The sequence below is a fragment of the Streptomyces sp. NPDC047108 genome (assembly GCF_040643575.1).
In the GTDB taxonomy this organism is placed as follows: Bacteria; Actinomycetota; Actinomycetes; order Streptomycetales; family Streptomycetaceae; genus Streptomyces.
The window spans coordinates 192,926-208,747 of record NZ_JBEYUP010000004.1; the positions used below are offsets into that span (position 1 = coordinate 192,926).

Sequence of the window (15,822 nt, forward strand, 5' to 3'; positions counted from 1 at the left end):
CTAACCTAACAGGCCTGGCCCGGAGGCGCGCGGTCCGGAAGCTCAGCCCTCCAGTGTCGTGAGCAGTCGCTGGAGGGATCCGCCGAGCCCCCACCGCGCCGCCAGCGCCTCGACCGCCGCCGGGTCGCGCGGCGAGCGCGGCAGGGCGGGGTCGTGGTCCGGCACGGGGACGTCCGAGGCGACGCGGACGACCTTGGGCGCGACCGCGACGTAGTCCCGCGCCTCTTCCAGGCGCTTGCGCTGCGAGGGGCTGATCTTCGCCATCGGGTTGCCGAGCGCGTCCATGATCCCCGCGAGGTCGCCGAACTCCGCCAGGAGCTTGGCCGCGGTCTTCTCGCCGATGCCCGGGACGCCGGGCAGCCCGTCGCTCGGGTCGCCGCGCAGCAGGGCCAGATCCGCGTACCCGGATCCGTCGACGCCGTACTTCGTCCGCAGCCACGCCTCGTCGACGATCTGGAGCGTGCCGACGCCCTTGACCGGATAGAGCACGCGCACGCCGCGTGCGTCGTCGACGAGCTGGAAGAGGTCGCGGTCGCCGGTGACGATGTCGACGGGGCCCGCCGCGAGGCCGGTCAGGGTGCCGATCACGTCGTCCGCCTCGTAGTCGGGCACGCCGATGCGGGCGATGCCCACCGCGTCGAGCACGTCCTCGATCACCGGCACCTGGGGCGAGAGCGTGTCGGGGACCTCCTCGACGTCGGAGCCCTCCGGGATCTCCTCGGCGACGCGGTGCGCCTTGTAGGTCGGGATCAGCTCGACCCGCCAGTGTGGGCGCCAGTCGGCGTCCATGCAGGCGACCAGGTCGTCGGGGCGGTGGTCCTGGACGAGCCGGGCGATGAAGTCCAGCAGTCCGCGCACCGCGTTCACCGGCGTGCCGTCCGGGGCGCGGACGGAGTCGGGGACACCGAAGTAGGCGCGGAAGTACAGGGAGGCGCTGTCGAGGAGCATCAGGCGTCGGGTCACATCCCGCATGATGCCGTACCGCACCGACACACCACCCCGGCGGCGCCACGCCACCCCGCGGAGGCACCGCGGCATACCACCCCGCGGAGGCGCGGCGGCCTGAGGGTGACGTTCCGCTTGTGAAGCGGGTCACCTTTCGTTTGTGTTTCACCTGCTCGGGCAGGCGCGTCCGCGGGCGCCCACCGTGACGCTCACCGAGAACCACCCGGAGTTCGCGGGCCGGCCGAGGGGCGTCGAGCCCCCTCGGAGAAGGCCCGCCGCCGTACGGACGCTCACCCGGACGGGATGGCCAGGACGGCCCCCGTCCCGGGCCGGGCGCGAGACCGGCAGCACCGGTGCCGCTGCTCACCTCTTCCCAGCGGTCCGGAGGTTGCCGATGTGGTCCCTTCCGCCCGCCCCCGCGGGGGCGGGCGGAAGGGACCGGCGCATCAACTCCCGTACGGCACCGGCCTCCTGTGCCCGGAGCAGCCGGGCCTACTCGGCGGACCTGGTACGCGTCAGGGGGTCACGCCCTCAGGGAGGGGCGGACGCGCCGGGCCGCGGCCGTCATGTTCTCCAGAGCCGCGCCCGCCTCCTCGGGTGAGCGGGTCTTGAGCCCGCAGTCAGGATTGACCCACAGCCGCTCCGGCGGCACCGCTTCCAGCGCCTGCCGCAGCAGATCCGCGATCTCGTCCACGGACGGGACGCGGGGGGAGTGGATGTCGTAGACCCCCGGGCCCACCTCGCGCGGATAGCCCGCTTCGCTCAGCTCCCGGGCGATGCCCATGCGTGACCGTGCCGCCTCCAGGCTGATGACATCGGCGTCCAGTGCGTCGATGGCCGAGAGGATCTCGCCGAACTCCGCGTAGCACATGTGCGTGTGCACCTGGGTGTCCGCGCGTACGCCGCCCGTGGCCAGCCGGAACGCCTCCGTCGCCCACTCCAGGTACGCGGGGCGAGCGGCCCGGCGCAGCGGCAGCGTCTCGCGCAGCGCGGGTTCGTCGACCTGCACCACCGCGGTGCCCGCCGCCTCCAGGTCGGCGATCTCGTCGCGCAGGGCGAGGGCCACCTGGCGGGCGGTCTCGGCCCGTGGCTGGTCGTCGCGGACGAAGGACCAGGCGAGCATGGTGACGGGGCCCGTGAGCATGCCCTTGACCGGACGCTCCGTCAGAGACTGGGCGTAGCGCGTCCAGGCGAGCGTCATCGGCGCCTTCCGCGACACGTCGCCGGCGAGGATCGGCGGCCGGACGTAACGCGTGCCGTAGGACTGGACCCAGCCGTGACGGGTGGCGAGGAAGCCGTCGAGCTGTTCGGCGAAGTACTGGACCATGTCGTTGCGTTCGGGCTCGCCGTGCACCAGCACGTCCAGCCCTGCCTTCTCCTGGAACGCGACGACGTCCCGGATCTCCCGCTCGATCCGCTCCCGGTATCCGTCCTCGCCGAGGCGTCCGGTGCGCAACGCGGCGCGGGCCGCGCGCAGTTCGGGGGTCTGCGGGAAGGATCCGATGGTGGTCGTGGGCAGCAGCGGCAGGCCCAGCCGGGCGCGCTGGGCGGCGGCCCGCTCCTCGTACGGCTGGGGGCGCCGCGTGTCGGCTCCGGTGACCGCGGCGCAGCGCTCCCGTACGGCCGCGTCGCGGGTGAGAGCGGAGCCGGCGCGGGAGGCGAGCGCGGCGCGGGACGCGGCGAGCTGGGGCGCGACCGCGTCGCGGCCCTCGGTCAACGCCCGTGCGAGGACGGCCACTTCGGTCGTCTTCTGGCGGGCGAAGGACAGCCAGCGGGCGACCTGCGGGTCCAGATCGCGCTCGGCGGCCGCGTCGAGGGGCACGTGCAGCAGCGAGCACGAGGGCGCCGGGTCGACGCGGCCCGCCAGGCCGAGCAGCGTCGCGAGCGTGGAGAGCGCGCGCTCGAGGTCGGCCGCCCAGATGTTGCGGCCGTCGACGACACCCGCGATCAGGCGGCGATCCGGCAGACCCCCTATGGCGGCGAGCGCGTCGAGGTTGGCCGCAGCGGGACCGGTGAAGTCCAGGGCGAGCCCTTCGACGGGGGAGTCCGCGAGCACGGGCAGGGCCTCGCCGAGCGCGTCGAAGTACGAGGCGACGAGCAGCTTCGGCCGTACCGTCGCGGCGCAGAGATCACGGTAGGCGCGGGCGGTCGCGCCGAGCACGGCGGCCGGCCGGTCCTGCACGAGCACCGGTTCGTCGAGCTGCACCCACTCGGCCCCGGCCTCGCGCAGATCCGCCAGCAGGGACGCGTACACCGGCAGCAGCCGGTCCAGCAGCGTCAGCGGATCGAAGCCGGGGGAGGCGCCCGGTGCGGGCTTGGAGAGCAGCAGAAAGCTGATGGGCCCCAGCAGTACCGGCCGGGCGGCGTGTCCCGCGTCACGCGCCTCGGTGAACTCGGCCGTCTGCTTGCGGGAGTCGGGCGAGAAGACGGTGTCCTGGCTCAACTCCGGTACGAGGTAGTGGTAGTTCGTGTCGAACCACTTGGTCATCTCCAGCGGCTGCACGTCCGCCGTGCCCCGGGCCATGGCGAAGTAGGTGTCGAGCTCGCCCAGCCCGGCCGCGCGGTGACGGGCCGGTACGGCGCCGACCGCCCACGCGGCGTCCAGCACATGGTCGTAGAGCGAGAAGTCGCCGGTGGGGATCTCGCCGATGCCCGCCGCGGCCGTCTCGCGCCGTGCGTCGGTCCGCAACTGGGCTGCCGTGCCCAGCAGTTCGGCTTCGGTGGCGCGCCCGGCCCAGTAGCCCTCGACGGCCTTCTTCAGCTCCCGGCCGGGCCCCTGCCGGGGGTAGCCGTGCAGGGTGGCCCGCACGGTCGGTGTGTCGGTCACGGAACTCTCCTTCGCGAGTTCGGAAGCGACCTCGGGAAGGCGGAAGCGCACGATGAGCGGGAACGCGTGTCCGTACCGCGTCCCGCACCGCCGCCGACCCGCCCTCGAGGTCCCGGTTGGCCGCACCCGTGGCGGGGTGCGGGCAGCGGGCAGGTCTTCGGACTCGCGGGCACGCCCGGCACGTGCTGCTCTGCCAGGCACCTACTGGCCGTCGCTTCCCGGACGCTGTCGCGTGTGTCCAGTGCGTATGACGGCGGTCGTTCCCGCACACCGCTGCGGGGCAGTCCCGGATTCCCACCGGGTTCCCTCTTGCGACGCTCCCGTCCGGCTGACGGGGGCGAACCGGCTGCGGTGCCAGCGTAGCGCGTGGACGGGGCCGTCCCCGGGGCGGGCGCGCGCCGATCGTGCGCGTCCCCCGGGCCGGGCGCGCGCCGGCCGTGCGTAGGGTGATCGCATGCGCGTCGTATCGCTGGTGCCTTCGCTGACCGAGGCCGTGGCCGCCACGGCGCCCGGGCTGCTCGTCGGTGCCACCGCCTGGTGCACCCACCCCGCAGGGCTGGACGCCGTACGGATCGGGGGCACCAAGAACCCCGACGTGCCCGCGATCACCGCCCTCGCGCCCGACCTCGTGATCGCCAACGAGGAGGAGAACCGCGAGCCGGACCTGACGGCGCTGCGCGCGGCGGGGATCGAGGTCCTGGTGACCGAAGTCCGCACGCTGGAGCAGGCGTTCTCCGAGCTGGAACGTGTGCTGGTGCACGCCTGCGGGCTGGACCGGCCGCGCTGGCTCGACGAGGCCGGGACCGCCTGGTGGGACCTGCCCGCGCCGCCCGAGGCGAGCCGTGCGGTGGTGCCGATCTGGCGGCGGCCGTGGATGGTGCTGGGCCGGGACACCTTCGCGGGCGATGTGCTCTCCCGTCTCGGCGTCGAGAACCTCTACGCCGGTCATGCCGACCGCTATCCGAGGGTCCCCGTGGACGATCTGTGCGCGGCGGCCCCGGATCTGGTCGTGCTGCCCGACGAGCCCTACGTCTTCACGGCCGACGACGGCCCCGAGGCGTTCCCCGGGCTGCCTTCCGCGCTCGTCAGCGGCCGCCATCTCACCTGGTACGGGCCGTCGTTGGCGGAAGCGCCGGCCGTGCTCGGCGCGGCGCTGCGAGCAGCTCGCCCCTGAGTACGTCCCGCACCGTACGGAACCCGGCCACGCCCCAGGACGCCACCAGGAGCACGAACAGCGCCACCGCCAGCCAGTCGTAGGCGGTGAGCCCGGTGTGCCGGGCCAGGACCTCGGAGCCGGTGACGCAGGTCCCGACCGGGAAGGTGAACGCCCACCAGGTCATGGAGAAGGGCATCCCGCGGCGCGTCGCCCGTACGGTCAGGGCAGCGGCGAGCGCGAGCCAGAGGAGCGCGAACCCCAGCACCGGGACCCCGTAGAGCACCCCGAAGGCGCTCAGCGCGTGGGCGTACGGGCCCGCGATCGCCCCGGGTGCGGCGTCCGCGAGCCGGCCCGTGGCCGTCACGGACTGGCCCAGCGGGCCGAGGACGAGGAACAGCGCCGGGGTCAGGGCGAGGGGCAGCGGCCCGTGGTGGACGAGCCGCGCGAACACCAGCGGCAGGATCAGCAGCGTGGCGAGCAGGCTCACCCCGAACAGCGAGAAGCAGCCCAGCAGCAGGGCCTCCCGTGCCTGCCCCGCCGGCAGATGCGGTACGAGCAGCGGGCCCAGCGCCGCGGGCACCATGGGTGCGACAACGGGCAGCAGCCACACGGGAGTTGCCGAGGCAGGACCGGTCTCGTGCCGGGTGACCATCAGGTACGGGACCGCGACCGCCACCACCAGGCCGGTCACGGCCCCCGCGGCGAAGAGGACGGCGGCCGCGGCGACGGCCGCCGTCCCGCCGATGACGTCCCGTCCGGCGGCGAGCGTCGCGGCGCCCACCGCGGGAAACGCCATGGCGGGGCAGCCGTAGAAGGGCGCCACCGCGGGGTCGAGGAGCCGGTCCCGGACACGACCGGGGCTGCGTATCCACTGGGCGGCGCTCACCGACAGCAGCCCGAGCAGCGTCAGCGCTGCCACGGCCCACACGGCGGCGGCAGCGGTCCGCAGCCCCGGCACGCCGGACAGGCCGAGCGGCAGCCCGGCCGCGGTGGTGGCGACGATCGCGGTGCCCATCACCGTGGCGTACCAGTTGGGGCCCAGCTCGCGCAGGGAGGGGCGCGCGGGGAGTGCCGGGGCGGACGCGGGCGGCGGGCTGGGGCGCGACGGTGCGAGGGTGGCCATGAGTCCACCCTCGGGCCCTGTCAGGACGCCCACCAGGGACCGCGGATCTATGAGGGCATAAACTCGGCTTATGGCCAGGCGGAGCGACGAGCCCGGTGCGAGGGGCAGCGGCACCCCGCGGGGCGGGCGGGCACCGGGGCAGCGGTCCCGGCCCGCCGGCACCGCGAGGACGGACGCGGGCGCGGCCGGGCCGGATGCTCGTACGGCCCCGGCCCCGGCCCCCGCCACGGGTATGGCTGCGGCGGGCGGCGATGCCGTCCGCGTCTCGCTCGCGCACCGCGTGCCCGAACTGGGCGCGCTGGAACTGCTGCTGGCCGTCGCGCGCCTCGGCAGCCTCGGCCGTGCCGCCAAAGAACTCGGCATCACCCAGCCCGCCGCGAGCAGCCGGATCCGTTCCATGGAACGGCAGTTGGGCGTGGCGCTGGTGGACCGTACGCCGCGCGGCTCGCGCCTCACGGACGCCGGGGTGCTCGTCACCGACTGGGCGCGCCGGATCGTCGACGCGGCCGAGGCCTTCGACGCGGGGGCACAGGCGCTGCGGGCCCGCCGCGACTCACGCCTCAGGGTGGCCGCGAGCATGACCATCGCCGAATACCTGCTGCCCGGCTGGCTGATCGCCCTGCGGGCGCAGCGCCCCGGCACCGCCGTCTCCCTGCTCGCGGGGAACTCCGCGGCGGTCGCGCAGCGGCTGCTCGGCGACGAGGCCGACCTGGGCTTCGTCGAGGGCATCGACGTGCCCGGCGGTCTGGACGGCGCGGTCATCGGGCACGACCGGCTCGTCGTCGTGACGGCCCCGGGACACCCCTGGGCGCGGCGGCGGAAGCCGGTCCCGGCGGACGAACTGGCCGCGACCCCGCTGATCCTGCGGGAGCGCGGTTCGGGCACGCGCCAGGTCCTCGACGCCGCCCTCGCCGCGTACGGAGGTCTCGCCGAGCCGCTGCTGGAGCTGTCCTCGACGACGGCGGTGAAGTCCGCGGTGCTCAGCGGCGCCGGGCCGTCCGTGGTCAGCGAACTGGCCGTCGGGGAGGAGCTGGCCGCGCGCCGGCTGGTCCATGTCCCGGTCGAGGGCGTCCTGTTGCGCAGGGATCTGCGGGCGGTCTGGCCGGCGGGCCGCCGCCCGGCGGGCCCGGCCCGCGACCTGCTCTCCCTGACGCGCCGCGCGGGCTGACCCCGAAGCGCCGCAGCTCGTACGGCTGCGTCACGAGGGGAGCCGGGTCGTGAAGAGCCGGACCCGGCCGGGGACTTGGGGGGAACGACAAGTGGCCCTCCGGGCGCGAGCCGGAGGGCCACCACCGCGTCCCGGGACGTACCCGGGGCGCGCGTCTCAGGCGGGCCGGGCCGCCTCCACCAGCGCCTCCATCAGCCGCAGATCCTCGCCCGCCTCGGGATGCCACTGCACCGCCAAGACGAATCCGCCGCCCTCGGCGGGTTCGACGGCCTCCGTCGTCCCGTCCTCCGCGTGCGCGGTGGCGATCAGGCCGCGCCCGAACCGTTCGATGGCCTGGTGGTGGAAGGTCGGCACGGACATCGACTCGGGCAGGATCGCGCCGAGCCGCGTCCCGGGCACCGGCTTGATCTCGTGGTGCCCGAAGACCCCGGGCCGCTCGGCGTGCCCGTCGTGCCCGACGGTCTCCGGCAGGTGCTGGGTGAGGGTCCCGCCCAGCGCGACGTTGAGGAGCTGCATACCGCGGCAGATGCCCAGCAGCGGCGTCCCCGACGCGAGGGCGGCCTCGATCAGCGCGAGCTCCCAGACGTCCCGCTCCGGATACGCCGGGCCCGTCCGCGGATGGCGCTCGGCGCCGTACCGTACGGGCTCGACGTCCGGGCCGCCCGAGATCACCAGCCCGTCGGTCGCCGCGACAGCCGCCGCGGCCTGTGCCGGGTCGTCCGGCGGCAGCAGCACCGCCAGGCCGCCCGCGCGCTGGACGAGCCGGTGGTACCCGCTGGGCAGCACCGCGGCCGGCAGGTCCCAGACCCCCCAGCGCACGGACGGCTCCAGGTAGGTGCTGATGCCGATGACGGGCTTGCCCACGGGTTCCTCCGGATCACCTGCGGTGCGCGTGCGCGACGCGCACCACGCGTCGTACGGACGTCACTTGCGTTCGAGTTCGGCCTCGGCGGCCGCCAGTGCCGCGAACTCCTCCTCGGGAGCGGCGGCGACCAGACGGTGCCGACTGTAGAAGGCGAAGTAGGCGCCCGCGACCACGTAGACGATCAGCGCGATCAGTGCCGCCCACTTGTCCACCAGGAACGTCGCCACCAGCGCGGAGCAGGCCAGGGCGAGCGCCACCGAGGAGGTCGCGATGCCGCCCGGCGTGCGGTACGGGCGGGGCAGTTCTGGCTCGCGGCGGCGCAGCACGATGTGCGACAGGCTCATCAGCGCGTACGAGATGGTCGCGCCGAAGACCGCCACGTTGAGCATCCGCGCGCCGTCACCGGTCGCGGCCGCCAGCGAGAAGCCGATCGCCCCCGGCACGAGCAGGCCCAGGTAGGGGGCCTTGCGGCGGCTGGTGAGCGAGAGGAAGCGGGGGAGGTAGCCGGCGCGGGAGAGCGCGAAGAGCTGACGCGAACCGGCGTAGATCAGGGAGAAGAACGAGGCGACGAGACCGGCCAGACCCGCGTAGTTGACGAACCGGCTGAGCGGGGTGGGTTCGCCGTCGCCCTGCAGGGCCTCGACCAGCGGGTTGCCCGCGTCCTGGATGGCGGCGGAGCCGCGCGCGCCCGTCGCGGCGAGGAAGGTGATCAGGGCGAGCAGCAGCAGGATGCCCATGGAGATCGCCATGGCCTTGGGCAGCGAGCGAGCCGGGTCGCGGGTCTCCTCGGCCGCCAGCGGCACGCCCTCGACGCCCAGGAAGAACCACATCCCGAACGGGAACGCGGCCCAGATGCCGAGGACCCCGAACGGCAGCCACGAGTTGGAGCCGAAGGCGTTGTGGTCGACCGGGATGTCGTTGAGCCCGCTCGCGTCGAACTCGGTGAAGGCCCCCAGCGCGAAGATCAGCAGGGCGGCGACCGCGATGCCGGTGACGATGAAGCTGAACCGCAGCGCCTCGCCGACGCCCCACAGGTGGATGCCGATGAAGATCACGAAGCAGGCGAGGTAGACCGGCCAGCCGGACTCCAGGCCGAAGAGGTTCAGCGACTCGACGTAGTCCCCGATGAAGATCGAGATCGCGGCGGGTGCGAGGACGTACTCGATGAGGATCGCGGTACCGGTCAGGAAGCCGCCCCAGGTGCCCAGCGCGCGCCGCGCGAAGCCGTAACCGCCGCCCGCGGTGGGCAGGATCGCGGCCAATTCGGCGAGCGCGAAGACCATGCAGGTGTACATCAGGCCCATGAGGACCGCCGCTATGGCGAGCCCGCCGAACCCGGCCTCCGCGAGGCCGAAGTTCCAGCCGGAGAAGTCGCCGGAGACGACGTAGGCGACACCGAGGCCCGTCAGCAGCAGCCAGCCGGCGCTGCCACGGCGCAGGGCGCGCTTCTGCAGGTACGCGTCCTCGGGGGAGGCTCCTGCGTCGCCGGGGGGTGGCACCGGCTTTGCGGTCGTGGACTCGGTTCCGTCAGCCATGGGTCGCTCCTGCCTGGAGGTGCCTGGGGTGCGCGGAGGCGCGCCCTAATGGACTGGCGCCATACCTTTGCGGAGGGATCGGCCCAGCGCAAGACCCGTGCGTAAATCCGCGGTAAACCCTGCCCGCCGCCGAGCGCCGCTGTGCGGGCGGGCCGCCGCGGCCCGCGACGGAGGCGGGCGAACGGTCGTAAGGCCGGGCTTCTCCTGCCCCGTACGGCCGGGTTCAGGCCGGAAGCCGCCTGCGTCAGGCCGGGAAGCCGCCCGGGCCAGGGAGCCGCCCGGTCCGCCGGGGCCAGGGGGCCGCCCGGTCCCCCTGGGGCAGGGGGCCGCCGGCTGGTCAGGCGAGGAAGCCGCGCAGCAGCGCCGCCGTGCCCGCGCAGTGCTCCCGCATCGCCTCGCGCGCCGCCGGGGCGTCGCGGCCCAGTACCGCCGAGACCACGACGGCGTGCTGCGCCTGCGAGTGCTCCAGGTTGCGGACCAGCAGCGGTATGCAGTTCAGCAGGTCGTTGAGGGTCGCGCGGACCGCGGCGTACTGGGCGCCGAGCGTGGGGGAGCCGGACAGCTCGGCCAGGGTCAGGTGCAGCATCGTGTCCACGCGCCGGTAGTCCTCCAGCGGCGCCTCCTGCGTGGCGTGCAGCGCCTCCCGCAGCCGGTCGGCCTGCTCGTCCGTCAGGCCGTGGGCCGCGCACAGCCCGGCCGCTCCGACCTCCAGGACCTCGCGGAACCGCAGGGTGTCCTCGACGTCGACCTTCTCGATGCGCCGCCGCAGCTCGTCGCCCGGATCACGGATCTCGCCGCCGGGCCGCTGGAGGACGAACGTGCCGCCGTACCGGCCGCGCCGGCTCTCCACCAGGCCCTCGTCCTGGAGCACCTTCAGCGCCTCGCGCAGCGTCATCCGGCTCACGCCCATACGGTCGGCCAGCACGCGCTCCGCCGGGAGCCGTTCGCCGTACGGGACCAGGCCGAGACGCAGCACCTGGAGTATCTGCTCCAGGGCTTCTTCGAAGCCGTTGCCCGCGCGGACGGGCCGAAGGATCGGCGCCAGCCGGTCGCCGGAACCCGCCCCCAGCATGTCGCTCATCGAAGCCCTTCCCAATCAATGGTCTGCAGGGCTACCTTAAGGGCCCTCCGGCTGCACCGACAGGAGGCATTCCCGTGGCAGACCGCACACCCCCGCTCTCCGTCGACGACTTGCGCAGACTCGTCGACGCCGGGGAGATCGACACCGTCGTCCTCGGCTTCACCGACATGCAGGGCAGGCTCCAGGGCAAGCGGTTCGCCGCTCGCTTCTTCCTGGACGACGTCCTCGACCACGGCACCGAAGGCTGCAACTACCTGCTCGCCGTGGACGCCGACATGAACACCGTCGACGGCTACGCGATGTCCTCCTGGGAGCGCGGCTACGGCGACTTCGCCATGCACGGCGACACCGCGACCCTGCGCCGTACCCCCTGGAACGCCGGCACCGCGCTGCTGACCGCCGACCTGGCGTGGCACAACGGCTCGCCCGTCGCCGCCTCCCCGCGGCAGGTGCTGCGCCGCCAGCTCGACCGGCTCGCCGAGCACGGCTGGACCGCGTACGCCGGTACCGAGCTGGAGTTCATGGTCTTCAAGGACACCTACGAGGACGCCTGGTCGCGCGGCTACCGCGACATGAACCCGGCCAACCTCTACAACGTCGACTACTCCCTCGTCGGCACCGGCCGCGTCGAGCCGCTGCTGCGCCGCATCCGCAACGAGATGGGTGCCGCGGGCATGATCGTGGAGTCCGCCAAGGGGGAGTGCAACCTCGGCCAGCACGAGATCGCCTTCCGCTACGACGACGCCCTCACCACCTGCGACCAGCACTCGGTCTACAAGACCGGGGCCAAGGAGATCGCCGCGCAGGAGGGCATGGCGCTCACCTTCATGGCGAAGTACGACGAGCGCGAGGGCAACTCCTGCCATATCCACCTCTCCCTGCGCGACGAGTTCGGCGAGCCCGTGCTCGCGGACGAGCAGGGCGAGTACGGCATGTCGAAGGTCATGCGGCACTTCCTGGCCGGACAGATCGCCGCCATGCGCGACTTCACCCTCTTCTACGCGCCCAACATCAACTCGTACAAGCGGTTCCGGCCGGGTTCCTTCGCGCCGACCGCCGTCGCCTGGGGACCGGACAACCGCACCTGCGCGCTCCGCGTCATCGGACACGGCCAGTCGCACCGCTTCGAGAACCGCCTGCCCGGCGGCGACGTGAACCCCTATCTCGCGGTGGCCGCCATGGTCGCGGCCGGACTCCACGGCATAGAGCAGGAGCTGGAGCTGCCCGAGGTGTGTACGGGCAACGCCTACAACGGCGACGCCGAGCACGTCCCCATGACGCTGCGCGACGCCTCCGAGCTGTGGGCCGCGAGCCCCATCGCCCGCGCCGCCTTCGGCGACGAGGTGGTCGAGCACTACCTGAACATGGCCCGCATCGAGCAGGAGGCGTACGACAGCGCCGTCACGGACTGGGAGCGCTACCGCTCCTTCGAGCGCATGTGAGGCGCCGTGCGCGGCCGTTCCCCGCGGAGCGTACGGGCGGACGCGCACGGAGCGGACGGGCACGGCAGCGACCCCCAGGAGGGGGCGGACGCCGGACCCGGCGGCGCGGAGAGGACGACAGGCCCGCTCGGCGAGCGGCCGGCGACAGCTCGCGGCACGCCGCGCGGGCGAACCACAGGAGAGACCTTGCACGAGCTTCACGTACTGAACCCGGCGACCGAGGAGATCGTCGCCACCGTTCCGGCGGCGACCCCGCAGGACGTCGACGCCGCGGTGGCCCGCGCGGCCGCCGCCCAGCGCGGCTGGTCCGCGCTGGCGCCCGCCGACCGTGCCCGCCTGCTGCGCCGCTTCGCGGCCGTCGTCGACGACCACGTCGAGGAGCTGGCCGGGCTGGAGGTCCGCGAGGCGGGCCACCCGATCGGCAACGCCCGCTGGGAGGCGGGCAACGCCCGCGACCTCCTGGAGTACGCGGCCGGCGGCATCGAGCGGCTCAACGGCAGCCAGATCCCGGTGGCCGGCGGCCTGAACGTGACCTTCCACGAGCCGCTCGGCGTCGTCGCGGTCATCGCGCCCTGGAACTTCCCGATGCCGATCGCCGCCTGGGGGACCGCACCGGCGCTCGCCGCGGGCAACGCGGTGATCCTCAAGCCCGCGGAGACCACCCCGCTCACCGCGCTGCGGCTGGCCGAACTCTCCCTGGAGGCAGGGCTTCCTGAGGGCCTGTTCCAGGTCCTCCCCGGCGAGGGCCCCGTCGCCGGCAACGCCCTCGTCGAGCACCCGGGCGTCGCCAAGGTCGTCTTCACCGGTTCCACCGCCGTCGGCAAGCAGATCATGGCCAAGTGCGCGGCGAGCGTGAAGCGCGTGACCCTCGAACTCGGCGGCAAGAGCCCCAACATCGTCTTCGCCGACGCCGACGTCGAGCAGGCCGCGGCCGCCACCCCCGGCTCCTTCCTCGACAACACCGGCCAGGACTGCTGTGCCCGCACCCGCATCCTGGTGCAGCGCAGCGTGTACGACCGCTTCCTGGAACTGCTCGAACCCGCGGTGAAGGCGTTCACCGTCGGTGACCCGGCCGACCCCGCCACGCAGATGGGCCCGCTGATCTCGGCCGCCCAGCTGGAGCGCGTACGGTCCTACGTCCGCGAGGACGCGCCCGCCGCCATCCGCGGCGACGCCCCGGCGGGCAAGGGCTTCTGGTACCCGGCGACCGTCCTGGCCCCGGCCGCGGACGGCGAACCGGCCGCCGTCGAGGAGATCTTCGGGCCCGTCGCGGTCGTCCTGCCCTTCGAGGACGAGGCCGACGCCGTACGGCTCGCCAACGCCACCCCGTACGGCCTGTCCGGATCGCTGTGGACCCGCGACGTCGGGCGGGCGATCCGCGTCTCCCGCGCCGTCGCCGCCGGGAACCTGTCCGTCAACTCGCACAGCAGCGTGCGCTATTCGACCCCCTTCGGCGGATTCGGCCAGTCCGGGCTCGGCCGCGAGCTGGGTCCTGGCGCGCTCACCGCCTTCACCGAGACCAAGAACGTGTTCATCAGCACCGAGGAGAGCAAGTGACGACCGAGCAGACTCCGTCCCCGTGCCGGCGCCTCACCGGCCGCACCGCCGTCATCACCGGAGCGGGCAGCGGCATCGGCCTGGCCACCGCCCGCCGCTTCGCCTCCGAGGGCGCCAACGTCGTGTGCGCGGACATCGACGAGACCGCGGGCAAGGCCGCGGCCGCTGAGGTCGGCGGCCTGTTCTGCCAGGTCGACGTCACCGACTCCGAGCAGGTCGAGGCGCTGTACCGGACCGCCTACGACGCCTACGGCTCGATCGACATCGCGTTCAACAACGCCGGGATCTCCCCGCCCGACGACGACTCGATCCTGGAGACCGGGATCGAGGCGTGGAAGCGCGTGCAGGAGGTCAACCTGACGTCGGTCTACCTGTGCTGCAAGCACGTCATCCCGTACATGCAGCGCCAGGGCAAGGGTTCCATCGTCAACACCGCCTCCTTCGTGGCGAAGATGGGTGCGGCGACCTCGCAGATCAGCTACACCGCGTCCAAGGGCGGCGTGCTGGCCATGTCGCGCGAACTGGGCGTGCAGTTCGCGCGTGAGGGGATCCGGGTCAACGCGCTGTGCCCCGGGCCGGTCAACACCCCGCTGCTCAAGGAGCTGTTCGCCAAGGACCCCGAGCGCGCCGCGCGCCGCCTGGTGCACGTGCCCGCCGGGCGCTTCGCCGAGCCCGAGGAGATCGCCGCGGCAGTGGCGTTCCTCGCGAGCGACGACTCGTCCTTCATCAACGCCTCCGAATTCCTCGTGGACGGCGGGATCGCAGGCGCTTACGTGACTCCGCTCTAGAAGCCGTCCGGAATCCGTAGACTCCCGTCCGTAATCCGCTGGTTGGCGCCCGGAATGTCCTCCGCTCCAGGCCGCCCGACCAAGGCGACCGGGCCGCCCGCGCGGCCCGGTTGCCTTACCGGCGGGAATCGGTGTACGGAAGCGGAGGCTCCCCCTAAGGTGACGGCGTGAGCATCACGACCCCGCCCGGCTGGTATCCAGACCCCGGGCAAGCAATCCAGGGCCCCGCCCTGGAGCGATTCTGGGACGGTTCCACGTGGACCGATTACACCCGCGAGCCGCAGGGGGCGGTGGCGTCACAAATACCGCCGTCCCATCACGGCTTCGGCCCGCCCCAGCCGTCCGGGCAGTTCTTCACGCCCGGCACCGGCATGCCGGCCTGGACGCCGCTGCCTCCGGAGGGCGGCTCGCGCGGCAAGACGTACATGATCGTGGGTGCCGCGGCGGTCCTGGTGGCCGCCATCATCACCGGCATCGTGACCTTGAACGGCGGCGACGACGGCCCGGACCAGGCAGGTCCGCGGCCCACGCCGACCGCCGGACAGCCCGACGACCAGGGCGGCAACGGGGGTAACGACGGGGGCGACGGCGGCGGGGGAGGTGACAGCGCTCCGGGCACCCCGGATCCCGGCCCGGACACCGATGCCGCGCCCGACGTGGTCAACGGCATCACCGTGCCCGTGCTCGCCGGCTGGCAGTCGGCCCGCAGCGGCTCGGGCGGCGCCGCCGTGACCATCGGCCCGTACCCGTGCCCGGCCGATCCCAAGACGGAGTGCGTGCGCGGCGGCGCGTTCAGCAGACCGGCCACGGGCTACGACGCCAAGACCGCCAAGGGGGTCGCCAAGGAGGACATCCCCAAGAACGCCGAGGACTCCTACGGCAAGGACCCGAAGACCGGCAAGGAGATGTACGGCGGTGTCACCTCGCACCGGCAGATGAAGGCCGGAGAGGTCACCGTCGCCGGGCAGAAGGGCTACATGATCCGCTGGAGAGTCGGGACGAAGAAGGGCGACGACGGATATGTCCAGTCGCTCGTGTTCCCCTCACCCAAGGACAAGGACCGGTTCGTGGTGGTCCGCTTCGGTTTCGACGTGAACGAGAAGGCCCCGCCCCTCACCGACATGGACCGGATCACCGAGGGCATCGAGGTGCTGGAGAACGGCGGCGACGCGAACGACGCCGCGGCCTGAGGCAGTCCGCCCGGCCCGCGGGGGCGAACACGGGACGGCGGCGGCCTCGCCTCCGGGACGCCCACGGCGGGGGACCGGAGCCACGGGGGACATCAGGGGACATCGGGGGCCGGAGCCACGGGGCGGGACCGGAGCACGGGGGAAC

12 protein-coding genes and 1 riboswitch are annotated in these 15,822 nt (G+C 73.5%); of the genes, 6 read left to right on the forward strand and 6 right to left on the reverse strand.

Annotated features, from left to right (window positions below):
• Positions 1 to 42: 42 nt before the first annotated feature.
• Together ABZ822_RS12080 and metE are read right to left on the reverse strand one after the other, a co-directional pair.
• Complete coding sequence (locus ABZ822_RS12080; protein WP_360851442.1) at positions 43 to 948, reverse strand: 5'-3' exonuclease; 906 nt, start codon at positions 946 to 948, stop codon at positions 43 to 45.
• A 520-nt stretch (positions 949 to 1,468) separates the two neighbouring features.
• Positions 1,469 to 3,772: a 5-methyltetrahydropteroyltriglutamate--homocysteine S-methyltransferase gene (metE, locus tag ABZ822_RS12085; RefSeq protein ID WP_360850952.1), complete on the reverse strand. Its 2,304-nt coding sequence runs from the start codon at positions 3,770 to 3,772 to the stop codon at positions 1,469 to 1,471.
• A gap of 151 nt (positions 3,773 to 3,923) precedes the next feature.
• Positions 3,924 to 4,083, reverse strand: a riboswitch (cobalamin riboswitch).
• A 143-nt stretch (positions 4,084 to 4,226) separates the two neighbouring features.
• Between metE and ABZ822_RS12090 the strand changes: the two genes are divergently transcribed.
• The gene (locus tag ABZ822_RS12090) at positions 4,227 to 4,946 is read left to right on the forward strand and encodes a helical backbone metal receptor (RefSeq protein ID WP_360850955.1); all 720 of its coding nucleotides are present in this window, start codon (positions 4,227 to 4,229) and stop codon (positions 4,944 to 4,946) included.
• Here the strand turns inward: ABZ822_RS12090 and ABZ822_RS12095 are convergent.
• Entirely contained in the window at positions 4,873 to 6,051 is a 1,179-nt protein-coding gene (locus ABZ822_RS12095) for a TDT family transporter (protein ID WP_360850958.1), read from the reverse strand. The two genes, ABZ822_RS12090 and ABZ822_RS12095, sit on opposite strands and share 74 nt — an antisense overlap.
• Before the next feature lie 232 nt (positions 6,052 to 6,283).
• Here ABZ822_RS12095 and ABZ822_RS12100 point away from each other — a divergent pair, with 232 nt between their 5' ends.
• Positions 6,284 to 7,219 (forward strand): LysR family transcriptional regulator, encoded by a 936-nt coding sequence (locus ABZ822_RS12100; RefSeq protein WP_360851445.1) that lies wholly within the window; start codon positions 6,284 to 6,286, stop codon positions 7,217 to 7,219.
• Between the two features lie 156 nt (positions 7,220 to 7,375).
• Here the strand turns inward: ABZ822_RS12100 and ABZ822_RS12105 are convergent, their stop codons facing one another.
• From ABZ822_RS12105 to ABZ822_RS12115, 3 genes are all read right to left on the reverse strand, one after another.
• On the reverse strand, positions 7,376 to 8,083 hold the full coding sequence (locus tag ABZ822_RS12105) for a gamma-glutamyl-gamma-aminobutyrate hydrolase family protein (RefSeq protein WP_360850961.1): 708 nt from the start codon (positions 8,081 to 8,083) through the stop codon (positions 7,376 to 7,378).
• A 60-nt stretch (positions 8,084 to 8,143) separates the two neighbouring features.
• A complete protein-coding gene (gene eat / locus ABZ822_RS12110) occupies positions 8,144 to 9,619 on the reverse strand; it encodes an ethanolamine permease (protein ID WP_360850964.1) in 1,476 nt (491 codons plus the stop codon).
• A gap of 337 nt (positions 9,620 to 9,956) precedes the next feature.
• A complete protein-coding gene (locus ABZ822_RS12115) occupies positions 9,957 to 10,700 on the reverse strand; it encodes an FCD domain-containing protein (RefSeq protein ID WP_360850966.1) in 744 nt (247 codons plus the stop codon).
• Between the two features lie 74 nt (positions 10,701 to 10,774).
• Between ABZ822_RS12115 and ABZ822_RS12120 the strand changes: the two genes are divergently transcribed.
• From ABZ822_RS12120 to ABZ822_RS12135, 4 genes are all read left to right on the forward strand, one after another.
• The gene (locus tag ABZ822_RS12120; RefSeq protein ID WP_360850969.1) at positions 10,775 to 12,142 is read left to right on the forward strand and encodes a glutamine synthetase family protein; all 1,368 of its coding nucleotides are present in this window, start codon (positions 10,775 to 10,777) and stop codon (positions 12,140 to 12,142) included.
• A 186-nt stretch (positions 12,143 to 12,328) separates the two neighbouring features.
• Complete coding sequence (locus tag ABZ822_RS12125; protein WP_360850972.1) at positions 12,329 to 13,699, forward strand: aldehyde dehydrogenase family protein; 1,371 nt, start codon at positions 12,329 to 12,331, stop codon at positions 13,697 to 13,699.
• Positions 13,696 to 14,487 carry a 3-oxoacyl-ACP reductase gene (locus ABZ822_RS12130; RefSeq protein WP_360850975.1) on the forward strand — a complete coding sequence of 264 codons (792 nt, stop codon included), beginning with the start codon at positions 13,696 to 13,698 and terminating at the stop codon, positions 14,485 to 14,487. The genes ABZ822_RS12125 and ABZ822_RS12130 overlap by 4 nt, the downstream gene beginning before the upstream one ends.
• A 167-nt stretch (positions 14,488 to 14,654) precedes the next feature.
• Positions 14,655 to 15,677 (forward strand): DUF2510 domain-containing protein, encoded by a 1,023-nt coding sequence (locus tag ABZ822_RS12135; protein ID WP_360850978.1) that lies wholly within the window; start codon positions 14,655 to 14,657, stop codon positions 15,675 to 15,677.
• Positions 15,678 to 15,822: the final 145 nt, after the last annotated feature.